Origin of the sequence: Tardiphaga sp. OK246, assembly GCF_900188215.1 — a bacterium.
GTDB lineage: Bacteria > Pseudomonadota > Alphaproteobacteria > Rhizobiales > Xanthobacteraceae > Tardiphaga > Tardiphaga robiniae.
In genome coordinates this window covers 170016-185649 of the sequence record NZ_FZOX01000002.1, presented here as the reverse complement: position 1 = coordinate 185649, position 15634 = coordinate 170016, and the positions used below count along the sequence as shown (strand labels likewise).

Below are 15634 nucleotides of genomic sequence, written 5' to 3'. Positions count from 1 at the left end.
GAGGAGTTCCCGCCATGTCCGAATTCCGCTTGATCCAGATCACCGATACGCATCTCAGCGCAGGCTTTCCGCAATTCGTCGCAAATTTCCAGCGCGTCTGCGCGTTCATCGACGCGGCAAAGCCTGACCTCGTCATCAATAGCGGCGACCTTGCCTTCGATGGCCCGGGCCATCCCGATGACCTCGCCTTCGCCAGGTCACAGCATGACGCCCTTCCCGTCGCCTGCCGCTATCTGCCGGGCAATCACGATATCGGCGACAACCCGACTCTGGTCGCCCCGCCTCCGGCCCAATTGATCTCCGAACAAAACCGGCAGGCATTCGTGTCGGTCTTTGGACACGACCACTGGCGCTTCAACGCGGCTGGTTGGTGTTTCATCGGCCTGAACTCGTTGATCATGAATAGCGGGCTCGCCTGCGAAGAGGAGCAGTTCGACTGGCTCGCCTCGCAACTGTCGGGCCTGAACGGACGACCGCTGGCGCTGTTCATCCACAAACCGCTATTTCTGAATGCCCCGGACGATCCGGAACTGGCCGCGACGTCGATCCGCTATGTCCCGATGCCGGCGCGCCGTCGTCTCATCGATCTGCTTGACCCTGTCGATCTGCGGCTCGTCGCCTGTGGTCATGTGCACCAGCGGCGCGACTACATATGGCGCGGCGTCAGGCATGTCTGGGCGCCATCGAGCAGTTTCATCATTGGTCCGGAGGACAGGCAGGAGACGATCGGCGTCAAGGAAGTCGGGCTCGTGGAATACAGTTTCCAGCCCGACGGCTTTGAAGTTCGCCACCGCCGCGCGCCGGGGCAAGTCGACATCGATCTGTTCAGCGTTATCAATGCGGACGGCACGGTGCGCCCGCAGTGATGACAGCCTGAAGGCGTATTCGCCTTACGCTTTGTCGGCGCCGACACGCACGAGCTGCTTGCCGAAATTCGCGCCCTTCAGCAGCCCCATGAACGCCGTCGGCGCATTGTCGAGACCTTCGGTGATGTGCTCCTTGTACTTCACCTTGCCCTCGCGCACCCATTGCGACATGTCGCGCAGGAAGTCACCATGCATCGATGCGAAGTCGCGCACGATGAAGCCGCGGAAGTTGAGACGCTTGGTGAGCACGTTGCGCATCATCGCGCCGGCCCATTTCGGTGCTTCCGACGTAGTGTCGTTATATTGCGCGATCAGCCCGCATACCGGAATGCGTGCGAAGAAATTCAGCAGCGGAAACACCGCCTCGAACACAGCGCCGCCGACATTTTCGAAATACACGTCGATGCCGCCCGGGCATGCAGCCTTCAGCTTCGCCGGAAAATCCGGATCGCGATGATCGAGGCATTCGTCGAAGCCGAGCTCCTCCTTCACATAACGGCACTTGTCAGCACCGCCCGCGATGCCGATGGCACGTGCGCCCTTGATCTTCGCAATCTGGCCGACCGCAGAGCCGACCGCGCCGGAGGCTGCGGCAACGACCACTGTCTCGCCGGCCTGCGGATTTCCAATGGCAAGCAGGCCCGTATAGGCGGTCATGCCCGGCATGCCGAGAATGCCGACGGCCGTCGAGATCGGTGCCAGCTTCGGATCGAGTTTGCGCAGGCCTTTGCCGTCGGAGATCGCATGGGTCTGCCAGCCGGCATGGGCGAGCACGATATCGCCCTTGGCAAAACCCGGATTGTTCGAGGCGATCACCTCGCACACGGTGCCGCCTTCCATCACGCCATCCACCGGCACCGGCGCGGCATAGGACGGGCCGTCATTCATGCGGCCGCGCATATAGGGATCGAGCGACAGCCAGATCGTGCGCAGCAGCACTTCGCCTGCGCCTGGCGTCGGCACCGCATAATCCTCGATACGGAAATTCGATGGGCCGGGCTCACCGTGCGGGCGCGATGCGAGAACGACGCGTTTGGCTGCTGACATGGGACTTCTCCGTTTCTCTTTCTTGATCGCAAAAAAATGCGGCGCGCGATGATCGCGCGCCGCATTCAAAACGTAAACCGGCAAATATCAGGCCGTGATCTTCGCCAGCACCTTGTCGAATGCTGCAGCTGCGCTGTCGAGATCCTTGAAAGACAGACCGCCGTCGGCCGACTGCTTCTGCGCCGCCGTTGCCGTCGGACGGATTTCAGCCACCGGCTTGCCGCCGTCGAGCATCGTCAGCGGCGCGATGACCTGAAATTCATGCGCCTCGATCGGCTGATCCTTGAGCAGGAACACGCTGAGCGACGCGATATCGGTGCCGCGACGATAGGAGATGTAGCGATCGACTGCGACCGAGCCATCGCGCTGCATGCCGCCGAGCTTGGCATGGCCATCGGAGCCGAGCAGCTTGTGCGCCTTGAAGCCCTTCACGCCTTCGGACTTCGCCTTGGCGGTCGCTTCGGAGAGATCGTATTTCTCGGCCATCGCCTTGCCGACCGTGGCGAGCTCCGCCGACATGTCATGCTCGAACTGCTTGGCCTCGCTGCGCGGCTGGCCGATCCTGCGCGGCTTGTCGGCATTACGCTTGGCGAGCTCGGTGGTGCAAAGCTCGACCAGCGCCGTGACCTCGCGGCGTGTGGCGTTCTCACGCAGGTTTTTCAGTTGCGCGGTGTCGAGAGCCGCAATGCGTTCGTCCGTCCATTCAATGGCCATAGTATCCAACGTTCTTTTCTGCGGGTGTTACTTCGACGCGTGACGAGGTCATTGTCGAAAATGAGCATCACAACGCGACACGGAGCCAAGCTCCGCGGCCGGGTTCGTCCGGCCCTGGAAATCCATATCGGGACATCCATAGCCGACAGCGCACGTGACGCGCGAACAATAGCGCGTTTTCGCCGATCTGTGGGGCTCAATTTAGGCAGCGATGCCTATGCGGCACTGCGAAAGTGCCGCATATCACGCATATAGTTAAGCGCCGCCCGGATAGTTCGGGCTTTCGCGGGTAATCGTCACGTCATGCACGTGACTTTCGCGCAGTCCGGCACTGGTGATGCGGACGAATTCTGCCTTGTCGTGGAATTCGGTCAGCGTCTTGGCCCCGACATAGCCCATGGCGGCGCGCAGGCCGCCGGCGAGCTGATGCATCACATTGGCCACCGGGCCCTTATAGGGCACCTGGCCCTCGATGCCTTCCGGCACGAGCTTCAGCGTGTCCTTGATGTCCTGCTGGAAGTAGCGATCCGCCGAGCCGCGGGCCATGGCGCCGACCGAACCCATGCCGCGATAGGCCTTGTAGGAACGGCCCTGCCACAGGAACACTTCGCCGGGGGTCTCGTCGGTGCCCGCAAGCAGCGAGCCGACCATGGCGATGTCAGCGCCGGCAGCGAGCGCCTTGGCGAGATCGCCCGAGAATTTGATGCCGCCGTCGGCAATGATCGGAATGTTGTGCTTCTTCGCGGCTTCCACCGCATCCATGATCGCGGTGAGCTGCGGCACGCCGACGCCGGCGACGATGCGCGTGGTGCAGATCGAACCCGGACCGATGCCGACCTTGATCGCATCCGCACCTGCATCGATCAGCGCCTGCGCGCCTTCGGTGGTGGCGATGTTGCCGGCGATCACCTGCACGGAGTTCGAAATCTTCTTGATGCGCGTCACGGCTTCCAACACGCGCATGGAATGACCATGCGCGGTGTCGACGACGACCACATCGACGCCCGCATCGATCAGACGCTCGGTGCGCTCGAAACCGCCCTCGCCAACGGTGGTCGCAGCGGCAACGCGCAGACGTCCCTGCGCGTCCTTGCTGGCAAGGGGATGCGCGACGGCCTTGTCCATATCCTTCACGGTGATCAGGCCGACGCAGCGATACTGGTCATCGACGACGAGCAGCTTCTCGATGCGATGCTTGTGCAGCATGCGCTTGGCTTCATCCTGGCTGACGCCTTCACGCACGGTCACGAGATTCTCGTGCGTCATCAGTTCGGAAATTTTCTGGTTCGGATTGCTGGCGAAGCGCACGTCACGGTTCGTGAGGATGCCGACCAGCTTGCCAGGGACGTCCTTGCTCGCACCGGTGACGACAGGAATGCCGGAGAAGCCGTGCTCGCTCATCAGCGCCAGCGCTTCGGCCAGCTTGGCATCGGGGCCGATGGTGAGCGGATTTACCACCATGCCGGACTCGTACTTCTTGACCTGGCGCACCTGGGCAGCCTGGCCTTCCGGATCGAAGTTGCGGTGGATCACGCCGAGACCGCCGGCCTGCGCCATGGCGATCGCCATGCGGGCCTCGGTGACGGTATCCATCGCCGATGCGATGATCGGAATATTGAGCGGAATGGCACGGGTGGCGTGGGAGCGGATATCGGCGTCGGAAGGCAGGATGTCCGACAGGCCGGGCTTCAGCAGAACGTCATCGAACGTGTACGCTTCGCGGATCTTCTGAACGACTGCCATTGCCAACTCCATGCGGCGACCTCGGGATCGCGGTAGAAACCTCTGGATGCACCAATTCGACGGCGGCGCAGGACACCGTCGTCGAATCTGAACCCATAAGTAGGATTGGCGGTGGTCGATAGCATGCTGCTGCGCGAAATCAAAGCGCTTGGCTGCCATGCACAGGGATTTTAGGCGTTTTCGGCCTTCAGCCAGGCGGGCGCAGTCACGGATGATTTAGGAGGTATTCGGCCTCTCGCAATAGCCCACGCCCCGACAGGATGTTAAAGCGCCCGCAGCTTGGGCACTCGTAAGAATCATCAATAATTTCATGAATAAAGAACGCCTGATCCCGCTGATCGTCGCCTCCGCTTTGTTCATGGAAAACATGGACTCCACGGTGATCGCGACCTCGCTGCCGGCCATCGCCGCCGATATCGGCACCAGTCCGCTGACGTTGAAGCTGGCGATCACCTCCTACCTGCTCTCGCTCGCGGTATTCATTCCGGCATCCGGCTGGACCGCCGACCGGTTCGGCGCACGCGCGGTGTTCTCGATCGCCATCGGCGTGTTCATGATCGGCTCGATCGGCTGCGCGCTGTCGCAATCGGTCACGCATTTCGTCATCGCCCGTATCATCCAGGGCCTCGGCGGCGCCATGATGACGCCGGTGGGACGCCTCGTGCTGCTGCGCTCCATCGACAAAAGCGCGCTCGTCAGTGCCATGGCGTGGATGACGGTGCCGGCGCTGATCGGCCCGGTGATCGGACCGCCGCTGGGCGGTTTCATCACCACCTACTTCTCGTGGCACTGGATCTTCCTGATCAATATCCCGATCGGCTGCCTCGGCATCTATCTGGCGTTGCGCTTCATCGATCCCATCCGCTCGGAGGATCCGGAGCGCTTCGATCTGCTGGGTCTGGTGCTGGCCGGCGTCGGCCTCGCCGGCATTGCCTTCGGCCTCTCGGTCGCGGGCCTCAATCTGCTGCCATGGCCGATCGTCGCCGCACTGGTCGGCATCGGCACGGTGTCGATGACCCTCTACGTGATCCACGCCCGGCGCACGGCGTCTCCCGTGCTGGACTTCTCGCTGATGCGGCTGGTGACATTGCGCGCCGCAATCATCGGCGGTTTCCTGTTCAGGCTCGGCATCGGCGCGTTGCCTTTCCTGCTGCCGCTGTTGATGCAGGTCGGCTTCGGCCTGTCGCCGTTCCAGTCGGGCATGGTGACCTTCGGCTCGGCGGTGGGCGCCATGGGCATGAAGACGCTTGCGGCGCGCATCATCCGCGCCTTCGGCTTCCGCAATGTGATGACCGTCAACGCCGTGGTGAGTTCGGTATTCCTCGCCGCCTGCGCGCTGTTCACGGTGACCACGCCGCTGATGCTGATCCTGATTATCCTGGTGGTCGGCGGCTTCTTCCGCTCGCTCGAATTCACCGCGATCAATACGGTTGCCTATGCCGAGGTCGAGACGGCACAGATGAGCCGCGCCACCACGTTGGTCAGCGTCAACCAGCAACTGTCGATCTCCGCCGGCGTCGCGATCGGTGCATTCTCTGTGGAATCCACCATGCTGATGCGCGGCATGACCGAATTGTCGGCCGCCGATTTTGCACCGGCCTTCCTCGTGGTGTCCGTGATCTCGGCAGCCTCGGCCTGGTTCTTCTGGCAGATGCCGGACGACGCCGGCCATGAAATCTCCGGCCGCAAGGTGATTGATATTGCGAGCCGCAGGGGCGAGGCAAAAGCCGCCGTCAAGGCGGCCAGCGAAGGCACCGCGGATGCCAGGGATCAAAAGCTGGGGTGAGTTGTGACGCGCTCGCAATGGGCCATAGGTCTCGCCACGATCGTCCTCACGATCATCGCGGGCGTCATTTCATTCGATTATGTGAACAGGCGATTTCCGCCGAAGCCCGCGCCCGTTGAGCAGGTGACCGCGCAGGATGCCAAAGAGCAGCCCGATCCGGCTGCCGCTACAACACTGCCGGCCTGTGTCGAGCGCGATGGATCATGGCGCAACTGGTCGTGGCCCAATGTGCCGATGTTGTCGCCGAAATGCGAGAGCGCGAAGTAAATCATCCGACCGCAAGATGACGAGAGCCGACAGATCGCCCAAAGCGCGCCCTGTCATAAACTCCCCGCGCCCATCACCTTAAGCTGTCATTTGCAATTCACGACCAATCGGTCCATATATCACTAATGGAACATCATTCCCCTGTGCGGTTGCCGCGCGGCCGCCCCCGAGGTTTCGACACGGAAGCTGCTATCGAGCGCGCCATGAACGTGTTCTGGTCGCGCGGCTATCATGCCACGGCGCTTCCGGACCTTCTTCAAGCGACGAACCTCTCGCGGGGCAGTCTCTACGCCGCCTTCGGTGACAAGCGCGGACTCTTCCTGCGTGCGCTCGATCGCTACATTGCCGACGCCCTGCTACGAATCGACATCGAACTCGACCCGCGTGGCGCGCCGGTCGCTGGCCTACGGGCCTACCTTGCTGGTTACGTCGATCGGACGAGTGGCGCCAATGGTCGTCGCGGATGCCTGCTGGTCGCGACAGCCATGGAGTTGGGTGGCCGCGACCCGGAAGTCGATCACCGCATCGGCAGCTTTTTCAAAGCTATGGAGGCCAAAGTAGCCAATGCGCTGTCGCGCGCGAAAGCCGCAGGCGAGTTGGCTCATGGTGTCGAGCCTGCAAGCGCGGCGCGACTGCTGGTCTGCTTTGTCGAAGGGCTACGTGTCGTAGGTAAAACACGTCCGACACGAAGCACATCGCAAGCCACCGTTGACGCTCTTCTCGAACGCTTCATCAGGTAACGCGTCAAGGCGTTGCTGGTTGAGCGCACCTATATCTGGACTGAACAGTCTTGAATGGAAAATGTCATGTCGCTCATCCAGATTGTCTGCGCGGTGATGGTGCCCTTGCTTTGGGGTTATCAGTTCGTGGTCATCAAGGTGGGCATTGTGGAATTTCCGCCGCTCTTCTTCCTTGGCCTGCGCTTTCTGGCTATGGCATTGCTACTCGTTCCGTTCGTCAAAAAGCCTGCACGTCAGGAGCTCAGCCCTGTCGCCGCGATCTCGATCTTTCTTGGTGGTCTGAACTTCGGCCTCTTCTATGTCGGCCTCGGGCTCGGCTCTGGAAGTATTTCGGCCGTCGCATATCAACTCGCCACGCCCTTCACCATCCTGTTGGCTTGGCCGCTGCTCGCGGAGAGACCGTCTCTCATAACGTCTAGTGGGGTGTTGCTGGCATTTCTCGGCGTGGTCGTGCTTGCAGCGGGGCCTGGTCTGTCTGCAAACGCTATCCCGATTCTGCTGGTGGTCGGGGCAGCACTCGCCTTCGCGGTCGCCAACGTCTTAACGAAGCGGCACGGACCCTTTGACCCCCTGATGTTGACGGGGTGGTCCTCTCTCTTCACGGTGCCACAGGTGATGCTGATGTCGTTTGTTCTTGAAGATGGACAATTGACGTCCCTCGTCACGGCGGATGAACGTGGTTGGCTCGCGCTCGCCTACACTGTTTTCATCGGCGGAATTGTTGGATTTAGCCTTTGGTTCTGGCTCATCGCTCGCTGCACCATGGGCCGCGTGGCACCATTCGGTTTGCTTCTTCCGGTCTTTGCCCTGATTTCAAGCGTGCTGTTCCTTGACGAGCATATCACTCCAACGTTGATTGTCGGGGCGCTGCTCGCCATCTCCGGTGTTGCCATCACACAAGTGAGATCGAGCGCTCTACCAAATCGGACTTAGAGTCGCGTATGCGTTCACAGCCTAGTTGTCGTGCTCACCGAGCCGGTGATCACCCGCCACGCCGCGAAAACCCATCGCCAGCACGTAGCGCTCCGACGAGTCCTTGCGGCTCGCGGCCGGCTTCACATGTTTCACCGTCGCGAAGTCGCGCTTCAACTGGGTCATCAGCGTGGCGTCGGCGCCGCTCTGGAACACCTTGGCGACGAAGGTGCCGCCGGGCTTGAGCACGTCAGCGGCGAAGGCCGCAGCATCCTCGACGAGGCCGACGATGCGGAGCTGATCGGTCTTGCGATGGCCGGTGGTGTTGGCCGCCATGTCGGACATCACCACGTCGGCGAGACCGCCCATCATCGCCTTCAATCTGTCGGGCGCATCATTGTCGAGAAAGTCCATCTGGGCGAAGGTCACGCCGACGATCTCCGGCATTTCCAGGAGATCGATGGCGACCACCTGCCCCTTGCCCTCGGCCGAGCCGACGCGCCGCGCCGCGATCTGGCTCCAGCCGCCAGGCGCAGCGCCGAGATCGACCACCGACAGGCCGGGCTTCAGGAAGCGGTACTTGTCGTCGATCTCGATGATCTTGTAGGCCGCGCGCGACCGCAGGCCGTCCTTCTTGGCCTGCTGCACATAGGGGTCATTGAGCTGACGGTCGAGCCAGAGCTTCGACGACAGTTTCATTCTGCCGGCGCTCTTGACCTGGATCCGCAGGCGTCCGGTGGTGTCTTTGGCCATGGTCTCGTGCTTGCTTTCAGCTATTCGCGTTTCCCTTAGCACGGCATGGCGGGAAACCCGAATATTCGCTCTGAATCGGGAAAATCAGGCTCAGGACGCGCGGATCGCGCCATCCTCGCGCATCATTTCCACCAGCATGCCCTCGCGCAGCCCCCGATCCGCCACACGCAGCCGCGGCAGGGGGAACGCGTTGCGGATGGCGTCCAGAATGGCACAGCCACACAGCACCAGATCGGCACGGTCGGGGCCGATACACTGGTTGGCGGCGCGTTCCGCGTAGGTCATGTCGAGCAGCCTGGCGATGGTCTCGTCGAGCTCGGCATTGCTGAGCCAGATGCCGTCGATGCGGCGGCGATCGTAGCGCGCCAGCCCCTGATAGACGCCGGCCAGCGTGGTCACCGTGCCTGAGGTGCCCAGCATGTGCATGCCATCGAGATCACCGGCATGTTCGGCCGCGAACGGCGCCACGTGCCGGGCGACCTCCGCGATCATCTGCGTGTAGCTCTCGCGGGTGACGTGCTTGCCGCCGAATTTCTCGGCCAGCGTCACCACGCCGAGCGGGATCGACATCCACGCCTTGATCAACGGCTTGCCCAAGGGATCGGTGGGATCACGCTCGATGCGCACCAGTTCCGACGAGCCGCCGCCGATATCGAACAGGATGGCGCCGCGGCCCTGCGGATCGATCAGCGGCGAGCAGCCAATCACAGCCAGCGCCGCTTCGGTCTCGCGATCGATGATCTCCAGCGTGATGCCGGTTTCGCGCGCCACCTGGTCGAGAAACGCGTCCGAATTCGAGGCCGCGCGGCAGGCCTCGGTTGCGATCAGCCGCAGCCGCTGTGCGTCCCGCGCGCGGATCTTGTCGCGGCAGATGCTGAGAGCCGAGATCGCGCGGGCAATCGCGGCGTCGCTGATCACGCCGGATGTCGAGACGCCCTCGCCCAGCCGGATGATCCGTGAAAACGAATCGACCACGCGAAAACTGTCGCCCGTAGGACAGGCGATCAGGAGACGGCAATTATTGGTTCCGAGATCGAGCGCGGCATAGGTGTTGGCGCATGCGGCTCCGCGCCCGCCGTCGGCCAATGCCGCAACCAATCCCTGCACACCCTCGCCCGGCCCATGGCCGCCGCGAAGCCGCGTGTCATCATCCATTCAATCTGTCTTTCCGCGACCGTTCCGGCCGGCGTGGAAACCTTCTTGGAAATATCTTTCACGGAAAGTTTAGCAGGGCACAGGATCAGCGCAACCTTGGCGCACCCCCCCATGCCCAATCGTCCGTTGTCGTACAGGTCACGCTGCCTTATCTCAGGGACTTACAGGGGCGCGCCCCCGCGCCAAATCCTGGAATCATCCACATTTGATGGATTCATCATGCAAGATTTTACCGGCTCGCCCGTCGACAACGCCATCGCCATGCAGAAATACGGGGTCGGCCAGCCTGTCCGCCGCAAAGAGGACGACACCCTCGTCCGCGGCAAGGGCAAATATACCGACGACGTCAACCTGCCCGGCCAGCTCTATGCCTGGATCGTCCGCAGTCCCCATGCCCATGGCGTGATCCGCGGCATCGATACCGAGGCCGCTAGGGCGATGCCGGGTGTCCGCGGCGTCTGGACCGGCCGGGATCTCGAAGCCGCCAATTACGGCCCCTTCACCTGCGGCCTGCCGCTCAAGAGCCAGGACGGCACCCCGCTGTTCCAGACCAATCGCCATGCTTTGATGACCGACAAGGTGCGCTATGTCGGCGACCCCGTTGCCTTCGTGGTGGCTGAAACAGTCGCGCAGGCGCGCGACGCCGCCGAAGCCGTCGTGCTCGACATCGACGCCCTGCCCGCCGTCACCGATTGCGAAGCCGCAACGAAGCCCGGCGCGCCTGTTCTCTACGACCACATCCCGAACAATGTCGCGCTCGACTATCACTATGGCGACACCGCCGCCGTCGAGGCCGCATTCGCCTCTGCCGCCCATGTCACCAAACTCGACATCGAGAACACCCGCGTCGCCGTGGTGTCGATGGAGCCGCGCTGCGCGCTGGCGACCTTTGAGAAATCCGGCGGCCGCTACGTGATCCAGGTGCCGACCCAGGGCGTCGCCGGCAATCGCAATACGCTGGCGAAGCAGCTCAACGTCGCGCCCGACAAGGTCCGCATCCTCACCGACAATGTCGGCGGATCGTTCGGCATGAAGAACATCAGCTATCCCGAATATATTTGCCTGCTGCATGCGGCGAAGGAATTGGGCAAGCCGGTGAAATGGCTCGACGAGCGCTCGTCCAGCTTCCTGTCCGACAGCCAGGGCCGCGCCCAGGATATCCATGCCGAACTCGCCCTCGACAAGGACGGCAAGTTTCTCGCGGTGCGCCTGAAAGGCTACGGCAATCTCGGCGCTTACATCACCGGCGTGTCGCCAAGCCCGTTGTCGCTCAACACCGGCAAGAACCTCGCCAGCGTCTACAAGACGCCGCTGCTGTCGGTGGACATCAAATGCGTGCTCACCAACACCACGCTGATGGGCGCCTATCGCGGCGCCGGGCGCCCCGAAGCAAACTACTTCATGGAGCGGCTGATCGACCGCGCTGCCGATGAGATGGGCATCGATCGCTTCACGCTGCGCAAGCGCAACTTCATCAAGCCGTCGCAACTGCCCTTCGCGGCCGCCTCAGGCGTCACCTATGACAGCGGCGATTTCCAGGGCGTGTTCGACAAGGCGCTGGCAATTTCCGATCACGCCGGCTTCGCCAGGCGCAAGAAAGATAGCCGCAAGAACGGCAAGCTCCGCGGCATTGCCGTCGGCTCCTATCTCGAAGTCACCGCGCCGCCGTCAGGCGAACTCGGCAAACTGACCTTCGGCGATGACGGCACCGTGACGCTGACCACCGGCACGCTGGATTACGGCCAGGGTCACGCCACGCCCTTCGCACAGGTCTTGTCGGCACAGCTCGGCGTGCCGTTCGAGGCCATCCGGCTCGAGCAGAACGACAGCGACCTCGTGCGCATGGGTAATGGCACTGGCGGCTCGCGTTCGATTACCGCATCGGGCCAGGCCATCGTCGAGGCCTCGGATCTCGTCATTGCCAAGGGCAAGGCTGCCGCCGCACATCTGATGGAAGCGTCCGAAGCCGATATCGAGTTCAAGGCCGGCCGCTTTACGATTGCCGGCACCGACCGCTCCATCGACATCATGGAACTGTCGCAGCGTGTGCGCGAGGGCAAGATGCCGGACGGCGTGCCCTCCTCGCTCGACGTCGATCACACCTCATCGGACGTGCCCTCGACATTCCCGAACGGCTGTCATGTTGCCGAAGTCGAGATCGATCCCGACACCGGTGTGCTGACCATCGTCAATTACGCGGCGGTCAACGACTTCGGCACCATCGTCAATCCGATGATCGTCGCCGGCCAGTTGCATGGCGGCGTCGCTCAGGGCATCGGCCAGGCGCTGATGGAGAAAGTCAGCTATGACGCGTCGGGCCAGCCGATCACCGGCTCGTTCATGGACTATGCGATGCCCCGCGCCGGCGACATTCCGCTGATGCTGGTCGGCGATCATCCCTCGCCTGCAACCACCAACCCGCTGGGCACCAAAGGCTGCGGCGAAGCCGGCTGCGCCGGCTCGCTCTGCACCATCGTCAATGCGGTGGTCGATGCACTCAGCGATTACGGCGTCACGCATATCGACATGCCGTTGACCTCCGAGCGCATCTGGCGCGCCATCCAGGACGGCAAGCAGAGCAAGGCGGCGTAAGCCCGACCAACTCAACAAAAAGCCCCGCGATCGGATCGCGGGGCTTTTTGCTATAGATGAGCAGAAACCCAAAGCCGACAGCGGCCTAGCTCTTCGTCCCGTACTTCCGCGCAAAATCCCGCCCGGATCGCGCAATGCAGACCGCGGCCTGGCTCTGATACATCGAGCCCTCGTTCTTCTCCGCGATCTTGTTGCATTTCGCACGCGCCTTCTGATAGGCCGCCTTGGTCGCGGGCAGCGCCTTCGGCAAGAACCGTGGTTCGCATTTCGACAGCACAATGGTCGAGAACGCATTATCGCCGGACGAACCGAGCTGGCAGAGTTCCATGATCCGATATGCGCCTTCGCAGCTGAACTCGGCCTTCATCGCGGCCTCAATGGCTTGGTGGAGGCCGCCGGCCTTCGCTTCGGCTGCATCACTGATGGGGCATTTTTCTGCGGCGGCGAGAACAGGCGTTGAAAAAGCAAACACCGCGAATAAAGCAACGCCAATTCCACGCATCGTTTTCGTCTTTCAAAATGACCAAAAAAGAAAGTCCCGCGGCTTTCACCGCGAGACTTTTACATTGGCCGTTGCCGCCGTCTAGTGCGCGAGAATCGCCAACAACAGGAGCGCCACGATGTTGGTGATCTTGATCATGGGGTTCACCGCGGGGCCCGCCGTGTCCTTGTAGGGATCGCCGACGGTGTCGCCGGTCACCGCAGCCTTGTGGGCGTCGGAGCCCTTGCCGCCGAAGTGACCGTCTTCGATGTACTTCTTGGCGTTGTCCCAGGCACCGCCGCCCGAGGTCATCGAGATCGCCACAAAAAGACCCGTGACGATCACGCCGAGCAGCATGGCGCCGACCGCCGAGAATGCCGCCGACTTGCCGACTGCGCCGCCCCCCGCAATGGCGTAGATGATGAAGTACACCACGATGGGCGACAGCACCGGAAGCAGCGACGGGATGATCATTTCCTTGATCGCGGCCTTGGTCAGCAGATCCACCGCGCGGCCGTAATCCGGCTTGTCGGTGCCCTGCATGATGCCCGGCTTCTCGCGGAACTGACGACGCACTTCCTCGACGATGGCGCTGGCCGCACGGCCCACGGCCGTCATGCCCATCGCACCGAACAGGTATGGCAGCAGACCGCCGAACAGCAGGCCGACCACCACATAGGGATTGGTCAGCGAGAAGTCCGGCAGCACATCCTTGAAGTACGGATACTTCGCGGCATTGGCGATGAAGAATTTGAGGTCTTCATTGTAAGCCGCGAACAGCACCAGTGCGCCGAGGCCGGCCGAGCCGATGGCATAGCCCTTGGTGACCGCCTTGGTGGTGTTGCCCACCGCGTCGAGCGCGTCGGTGGCCTTGCGGACCTCCTTCGGCAATCCGGCCATTTCGGCAATGCCGCCGGCATTGTCGGTGACAGGACCGAAGGCGTCGAGCGCCACGATCATGCCGGCCAGCGCCAGCATCGTCGTGGTGGCAATCGCGATACCGAACAGGCCCGCGAGGCTGTAGGTGACGAGAATGCCGGCGATGATGACGATCGCCGGACCCGCCGTCGACTCCATCGAGATCGCCAGACCCTGGATCACATTGGTGCCGTGGCCGGTGACCGACGACTGCGCGATGGACTTCACCGGCCGATAGTCGGTGCCGGTGTAGTATTCGGTGATCACGATGATCAGCGCCGTGACGACGAGGCCGGCGACGCCGCATTGGAACAGCGCCAGACCCGTATACTTCACGCCGGCCAGCGGACCGAAACCGATCAGCCAGTAGATCACGGCGGCAACGCCGAACAGCGACAACACGCCGGTGGCGATCAGGCCCTTATACAGCGCGCCCATGATCGACTGGCTGGCACCGAGCTTGACGAAGAACGTGCCGGCAATCGAGGTCAGGATGCAGATGCCGCCAATGGCGAGCGGCAGCGTCATCATGTTGACCAGCAATGGCGAACTCGCGAAGAAGATCGCGGCCAGAACCATGGTGGCGACCGCGGTCACCGCATAGGTCTCGAACAGGTCGGCGGCCATGCCGGCGCAGTCGCCGACATTGTCGCCGACGTTGTCGGCGATCGTTGCCGGGTTACGTGGATCGTCTTCGGGAATCCCGGCTTCGACCTTGCCGACGAGATCGCCGCCAACGTCAGCGCCCTTGGTGAAGATGCCGCCACCGAGACGCGCGAAGATCGAAATCAGCGACGCGCCGAAGCCGAGCGCCACTAGCGCATCGATGACAGTGCGGCTGTTGGCAGCGAGGCCGAGGGCGTGCGTGAGATAGGCAAAGTAGATGGTGACGCCGAGCAGTGCCAGACCCGCCACCAGCATGCCGGTGATGGCCCCCGCCTTGAAGGCGAGTTCGAGGCCGCCGGCCAGCGAGATCGTCGCCGCCTGCGCGGTGCGGACATTGGCACGCACCGAGACGTTCATGCCGATGAAGCCGGCTGCGCCCGACAACACGGCACCGATCAAGAAGCCGAAGGCAACGAGCATGCCGAGGAAGTAAGCCAGCAGCGCGAAGATCACGACGCCGACGATGCCGATGGTGAGATATTGTCGCTTCAGATAGGCCTGTGCGCCCTCCCGCACAGCCTCTGCTATTTCCTGCATCCGTGCGTTACCCGCATCGGCCTTCAACACAGAACTCGTCGCCCAGATCGCGTAAACGATCGACAGTGCCCCGCAGAGCACGATCACCCACAATGCTGTCATGGAATCTGCCTCAGTCCTTCCTGCCCGGCGCCTTGTTAGTTGGCGCATAAAAAGGAGGCCTGCCCAGCACGTGAGGACGGCCTCTCGTTTGATGAGCATGGCAAAATCGGTATCGCCGTGCAACGCTGCCAATGGGCTAATGCAGGATTTTTGGAGGGGCTCTTAACCTCTCCCCGTTCTGCACGGGGAGAGGTCGATCCGGCGTAGCGCAGCGAAGCCGGGTCGGGTGAGGGGCATGGCAGCGGCCCCTCACCATCCAGATCCAACGGATCGCGAACTGAGACGACGTGCCGGATGTACACATCCTTCCCCGCCCCTCACCCGCCGCGAAGACGCGGCGACCTCTCCCCGCGCA

At 62.6% G+C, this 15634-nt stretch carries 14 protein-coding genes; 7 read left to right on the top strand and 7 right to left on the bottom strand.

Going from position 1 to position 15634, the window contains the following annotated elements; genetic code table 11:
* Window positions 1-14: 14 nt before the first annotated feature.
* Window positions 15-866 (top strand): metallophosphoesterase family protein, encoded by an 852-nt coding sequence (locus CHC01_RS08240; protein WP_089263867.1) that lies wholly within the window; start codon window positions 15-17, stop codon window positions 864-866.
* 24 nt (window positions 867-890) lie between these two features.
* On the opposite strand, the gene curA is transcribed toward CHC01_RS08240, so the two are convergent.
* From curA to guaB, 3 genes are all read right to left on the bottom strand, one after another.
* Window positions 891-1913, bottom strand: a complete 1023-nt coding sequence (gene curA, locus CHC01_RS08235) for an NADPH-dependent curcumin/dihydrocurcumin reductase (RefSeq protein WP_089264620.1) — start codon at window positions 1911-1913, stop codon at window positions 891-893.
* A gap of 87 nt (window positions 1914-2000) precedes the next feature.
* Window positions 2001-2627, bottom strand: a complete 627-nt coding sequence (locus tag CHC01_RS08230) for a hypothetical protein (protein ID WP_089263866.1) — start codon at window positions 2625-2627, stop codon at window positions 2001-2003.
* Between the two features lie 255 nt (window positions 2628-2882).
* Window positions 2883-4370 (bottom strand): IMP dehydrogenase, encoded by a 1488-nt coding sequence (guaB, locus tag CHC01_RS08225; protein ID WP_089263865.1) that lies wholly within the window; start codon window positions 4368-4370, stop codon window positions 2883-2885.
* Between the two features lie 310 nt (window positions 4371-4680).
* On the opposite strand from guaB, the gene CHC01_RS08220 reads away from it, so the two are divergent.
* From CHC01_RS08220 to CHC01_RS08205, 4 genes are all read left to right on the top strand, one after another.
* Window positions 4681-6156, top strand: a complete 1476-nt coding sequence (locus tag CHC01_RS08220) for an MFS transporter (RefSeq protein WP_089263864.1) — start codon at window positions 4681-4683, stop codon at window positions 6154-6156.
* A 3-nt stretch (window positions 6157-6159) separates the two neighbouring features.
* The gene (locus CHC01_RS08215; RefSeq protein WP_089263863.1) at window positions 6160-6423 is read left to right on the top strand and encodes a hypothetical protein; all 264 of its coding nucleotides are present in this window, start codon (window positions 6160-6162) and stop codon (window positions 6421-6423) included.
* Window positions 6424-6626: 203 nt separating this feature from the next.
* Window positions 6627-7163 carry a TetR/AcrR family transcriptional regulator gene (locus CHC01_RS08210; protein ID WP_244558272.1) on the top strand — a complete coding sequence of 179 codons (537 nt, stop codon included), beginning with the start codon at window positions 6627-6629 and terminating at the stop codon, window positions 7161-7163.
* 66 nt (window positions 7164-7229) lie between these two features.
* Window positions 7230-8096 carry a DMT family transporter gene (locus CHC01_RS08205; protein ID WP_089263862.1) on the top strand — a complete coding sequence of 289 codons (867 nt, stop codon included), beginning with the start codon at window positions 7230-7232 and terminating at the stop codon, window positions 8094-8096.
* A gap of 21 nt (window positions 8097-8117) precedes the next feature.
* Here the strand turns inward: CHC01_RS08205 and CHC01_RS08200 are convergent, their stop codons facing one another.
* Together CHC01_RS08200 and CHC01_RS08195 are read right to left on the bottom strand one after the other, a co-directional pair.
* Window positions 8118-8828 (bottom strand): RlmE family RNA methyltransferase, encoded by a 711-nt coding sequence (locus CHC01_RS08200; RefSeq protein ID WP_068730972.1) that lies wholly within the window; start codon window positions 8826-8828, stop codon window positions 8118-8120.
* Between the two features lie 90 nt (window positions 8829-8918).
* The gene (locus tag CHC01_RS08195) at window positions 8919-9983 is read right to left on the bottom strand and encodes a Ppx/GppA phosphatase family protein (RefSeq protein ID WP_089263861.1); all 1065 of its coding nucleotides are present in this window, start codon (window positions 9981-9983) and stop codon (window positions 8919-8921) included.
* Window positions 9984-10202: 219 nt separating this feature from the next.
* On the opposite strand from CHC01_RS08195, the gene CHC01_RS08190 reads away from it, so the two are divergent.
* Entirely contained in the window at window positions 10203-12575 is a 2373-nt protein-coding gene (locus tag CHC01_RS08190) for a xanthine dehydrogenase family protein molybdopterin-binding subunit (protein WP_089263860.1), read from the top strand.
* 85 nt (window positions 12576-12660) lie between these two features.
* Here the strand turns inward: CHC01_RS08190 and CHC01_RS32965 are convergent, their stop codons facing one another.
* Complete coding sequence (locus CHC01_RS32965; protein ID WP_244558271.1) at window positions 12661-12903, bottom strand: hypothetical protein; 243 nt, start codon at window positions 12901-12903, stop codon at window positions 12661-12663.
* Here CHC01_RS32965 and CHC01_RS32960 point away from each other — a divergent pair.
* Window positions 12902-13162, top strand: a complete 261-nt coding sequence (locus tag CHC01_RS32960) for a hypothetical protein (RefSeq protein ID WP_244558270.1) — start codon at window positions 12902-12904, stop codon at window positions 13160-13162. The two genes, CHC01_RS32965 and CHC01_RS32960, sit on opposite strands and share 2 nt — an antisense overlap.
* Here CHC01_RS32960 and CHC01_RS08180 read toward each other — a convergent pair.
* On the bottom strand, window positions 13159-15279 hold the full coding sequence (locus CHC01_RS08180; protein WP_089263858.1) for a sodium-translocating pyrophosphatase: 2121 nt from the start codon (window positions 15277-15279) through the stop codon (window positions 13159-13161). The genes CHC01_RS32960 and CHC01_RS08180 overlap by 4 nt on opposite strands.
* Window positions 15280-15634: the final 355 nt, after the last annotated feature.

Excerpts from the sequence above, each read along its gene's own strand:
- CHC01_RS08240 (WP_089263867.1), top strand. The coding sequence starts at position 15 with ATGTCCGAATTCCGCTTGATCCAGATCACCGATACGCATCTCAGCGCA.
- curA (WP_089264620.1), bottom strand. The coding sequence starts at position 1,913 with ATGTCAGCAGCCAAACGCGTCGTTCTCGCATCGCGCCCGCACGGTGAG.
- CHC01_RS08230 (WP_089263866.1), bottom strand. The coding sequence starts at position 2,627 with ATGGCCATTGAATGGACGGACGAACGCATTGCGGCTCTCGACACCGCG.
- guaB (WP_089263865.1), bottom strand. The coding sequence starts at position 4,370 with ATGGCAGTCGTTCAGAAGATCCGCGAAGCGTACACGTTCGATGACGTT.
- CHC01_RS08220 (WP_089263864.1), top strand. The coding sequence starts at position 4,681 with ATGAATAAAGAACGCCTGATCCCGCTGATCGTCGCCTCCGCTTTGTTC.
- CHC01_RS08210 (WP_244558272.1), top strand. The coding sequence starts at position 6,627 with ATGAACGTGTTCTGGTCGCGCGGCTATCATGCCACGGCGCTTCCGGAC.
- CHC01_RS08205 (WP_089263862.1), top strand. The coding sequence starts at position 7,230 with ATGTCGCTCATCCAGATTGTCTGCGCGGTGATGGTGCCCTTGCTTTGG.
- CHC01_RS08200 (WP_068730972.1), bottom strand. The coding sequence starts at position 8,828 with ATGGCCAAAGACACCACCGGACGCCTGCGGATCCAGGTCAAGAGCGCC.
- CHC01_RS08195 (WP_089263861.1), bottom strand. The coding sequence starts at position 9,983 with ATGGATGATGACACGCGGCTTCGCGGCGGCCATGGGCCGGGCGAGGGT.
- CHC01_RS08190 (WP_089263860.1), top strand. The coding sequence starts at position 10,203 with ATGCAAGATTTTACCGGCTCGCCCGTCGACAACGCCATCGCCATGCAG.
- CHC01_RS32960 (WP_244558270.1), top strand. The coding sequence starts at position 12,902 with ATGATCCGATATGCGCCTTCGCAGCTGAACTCGGCCTTCATCGCGGCC.
- CHC01_RS32965 (WP_244558271.1), bottom strand. The coding sequence starts at position 12,903 with ATGGAACTCTGCCAGCTCGGTTCGTCCGGCGATAATGCGTTCTCGACC.
- CHC01_RS08180 (WP_089263858.1), bottom strand. The coding sequence starts at position 15,279 with ATGACAGCATTGTGGGTGATCGTGCTCTGCGGGGCACTGTCGATCGTT.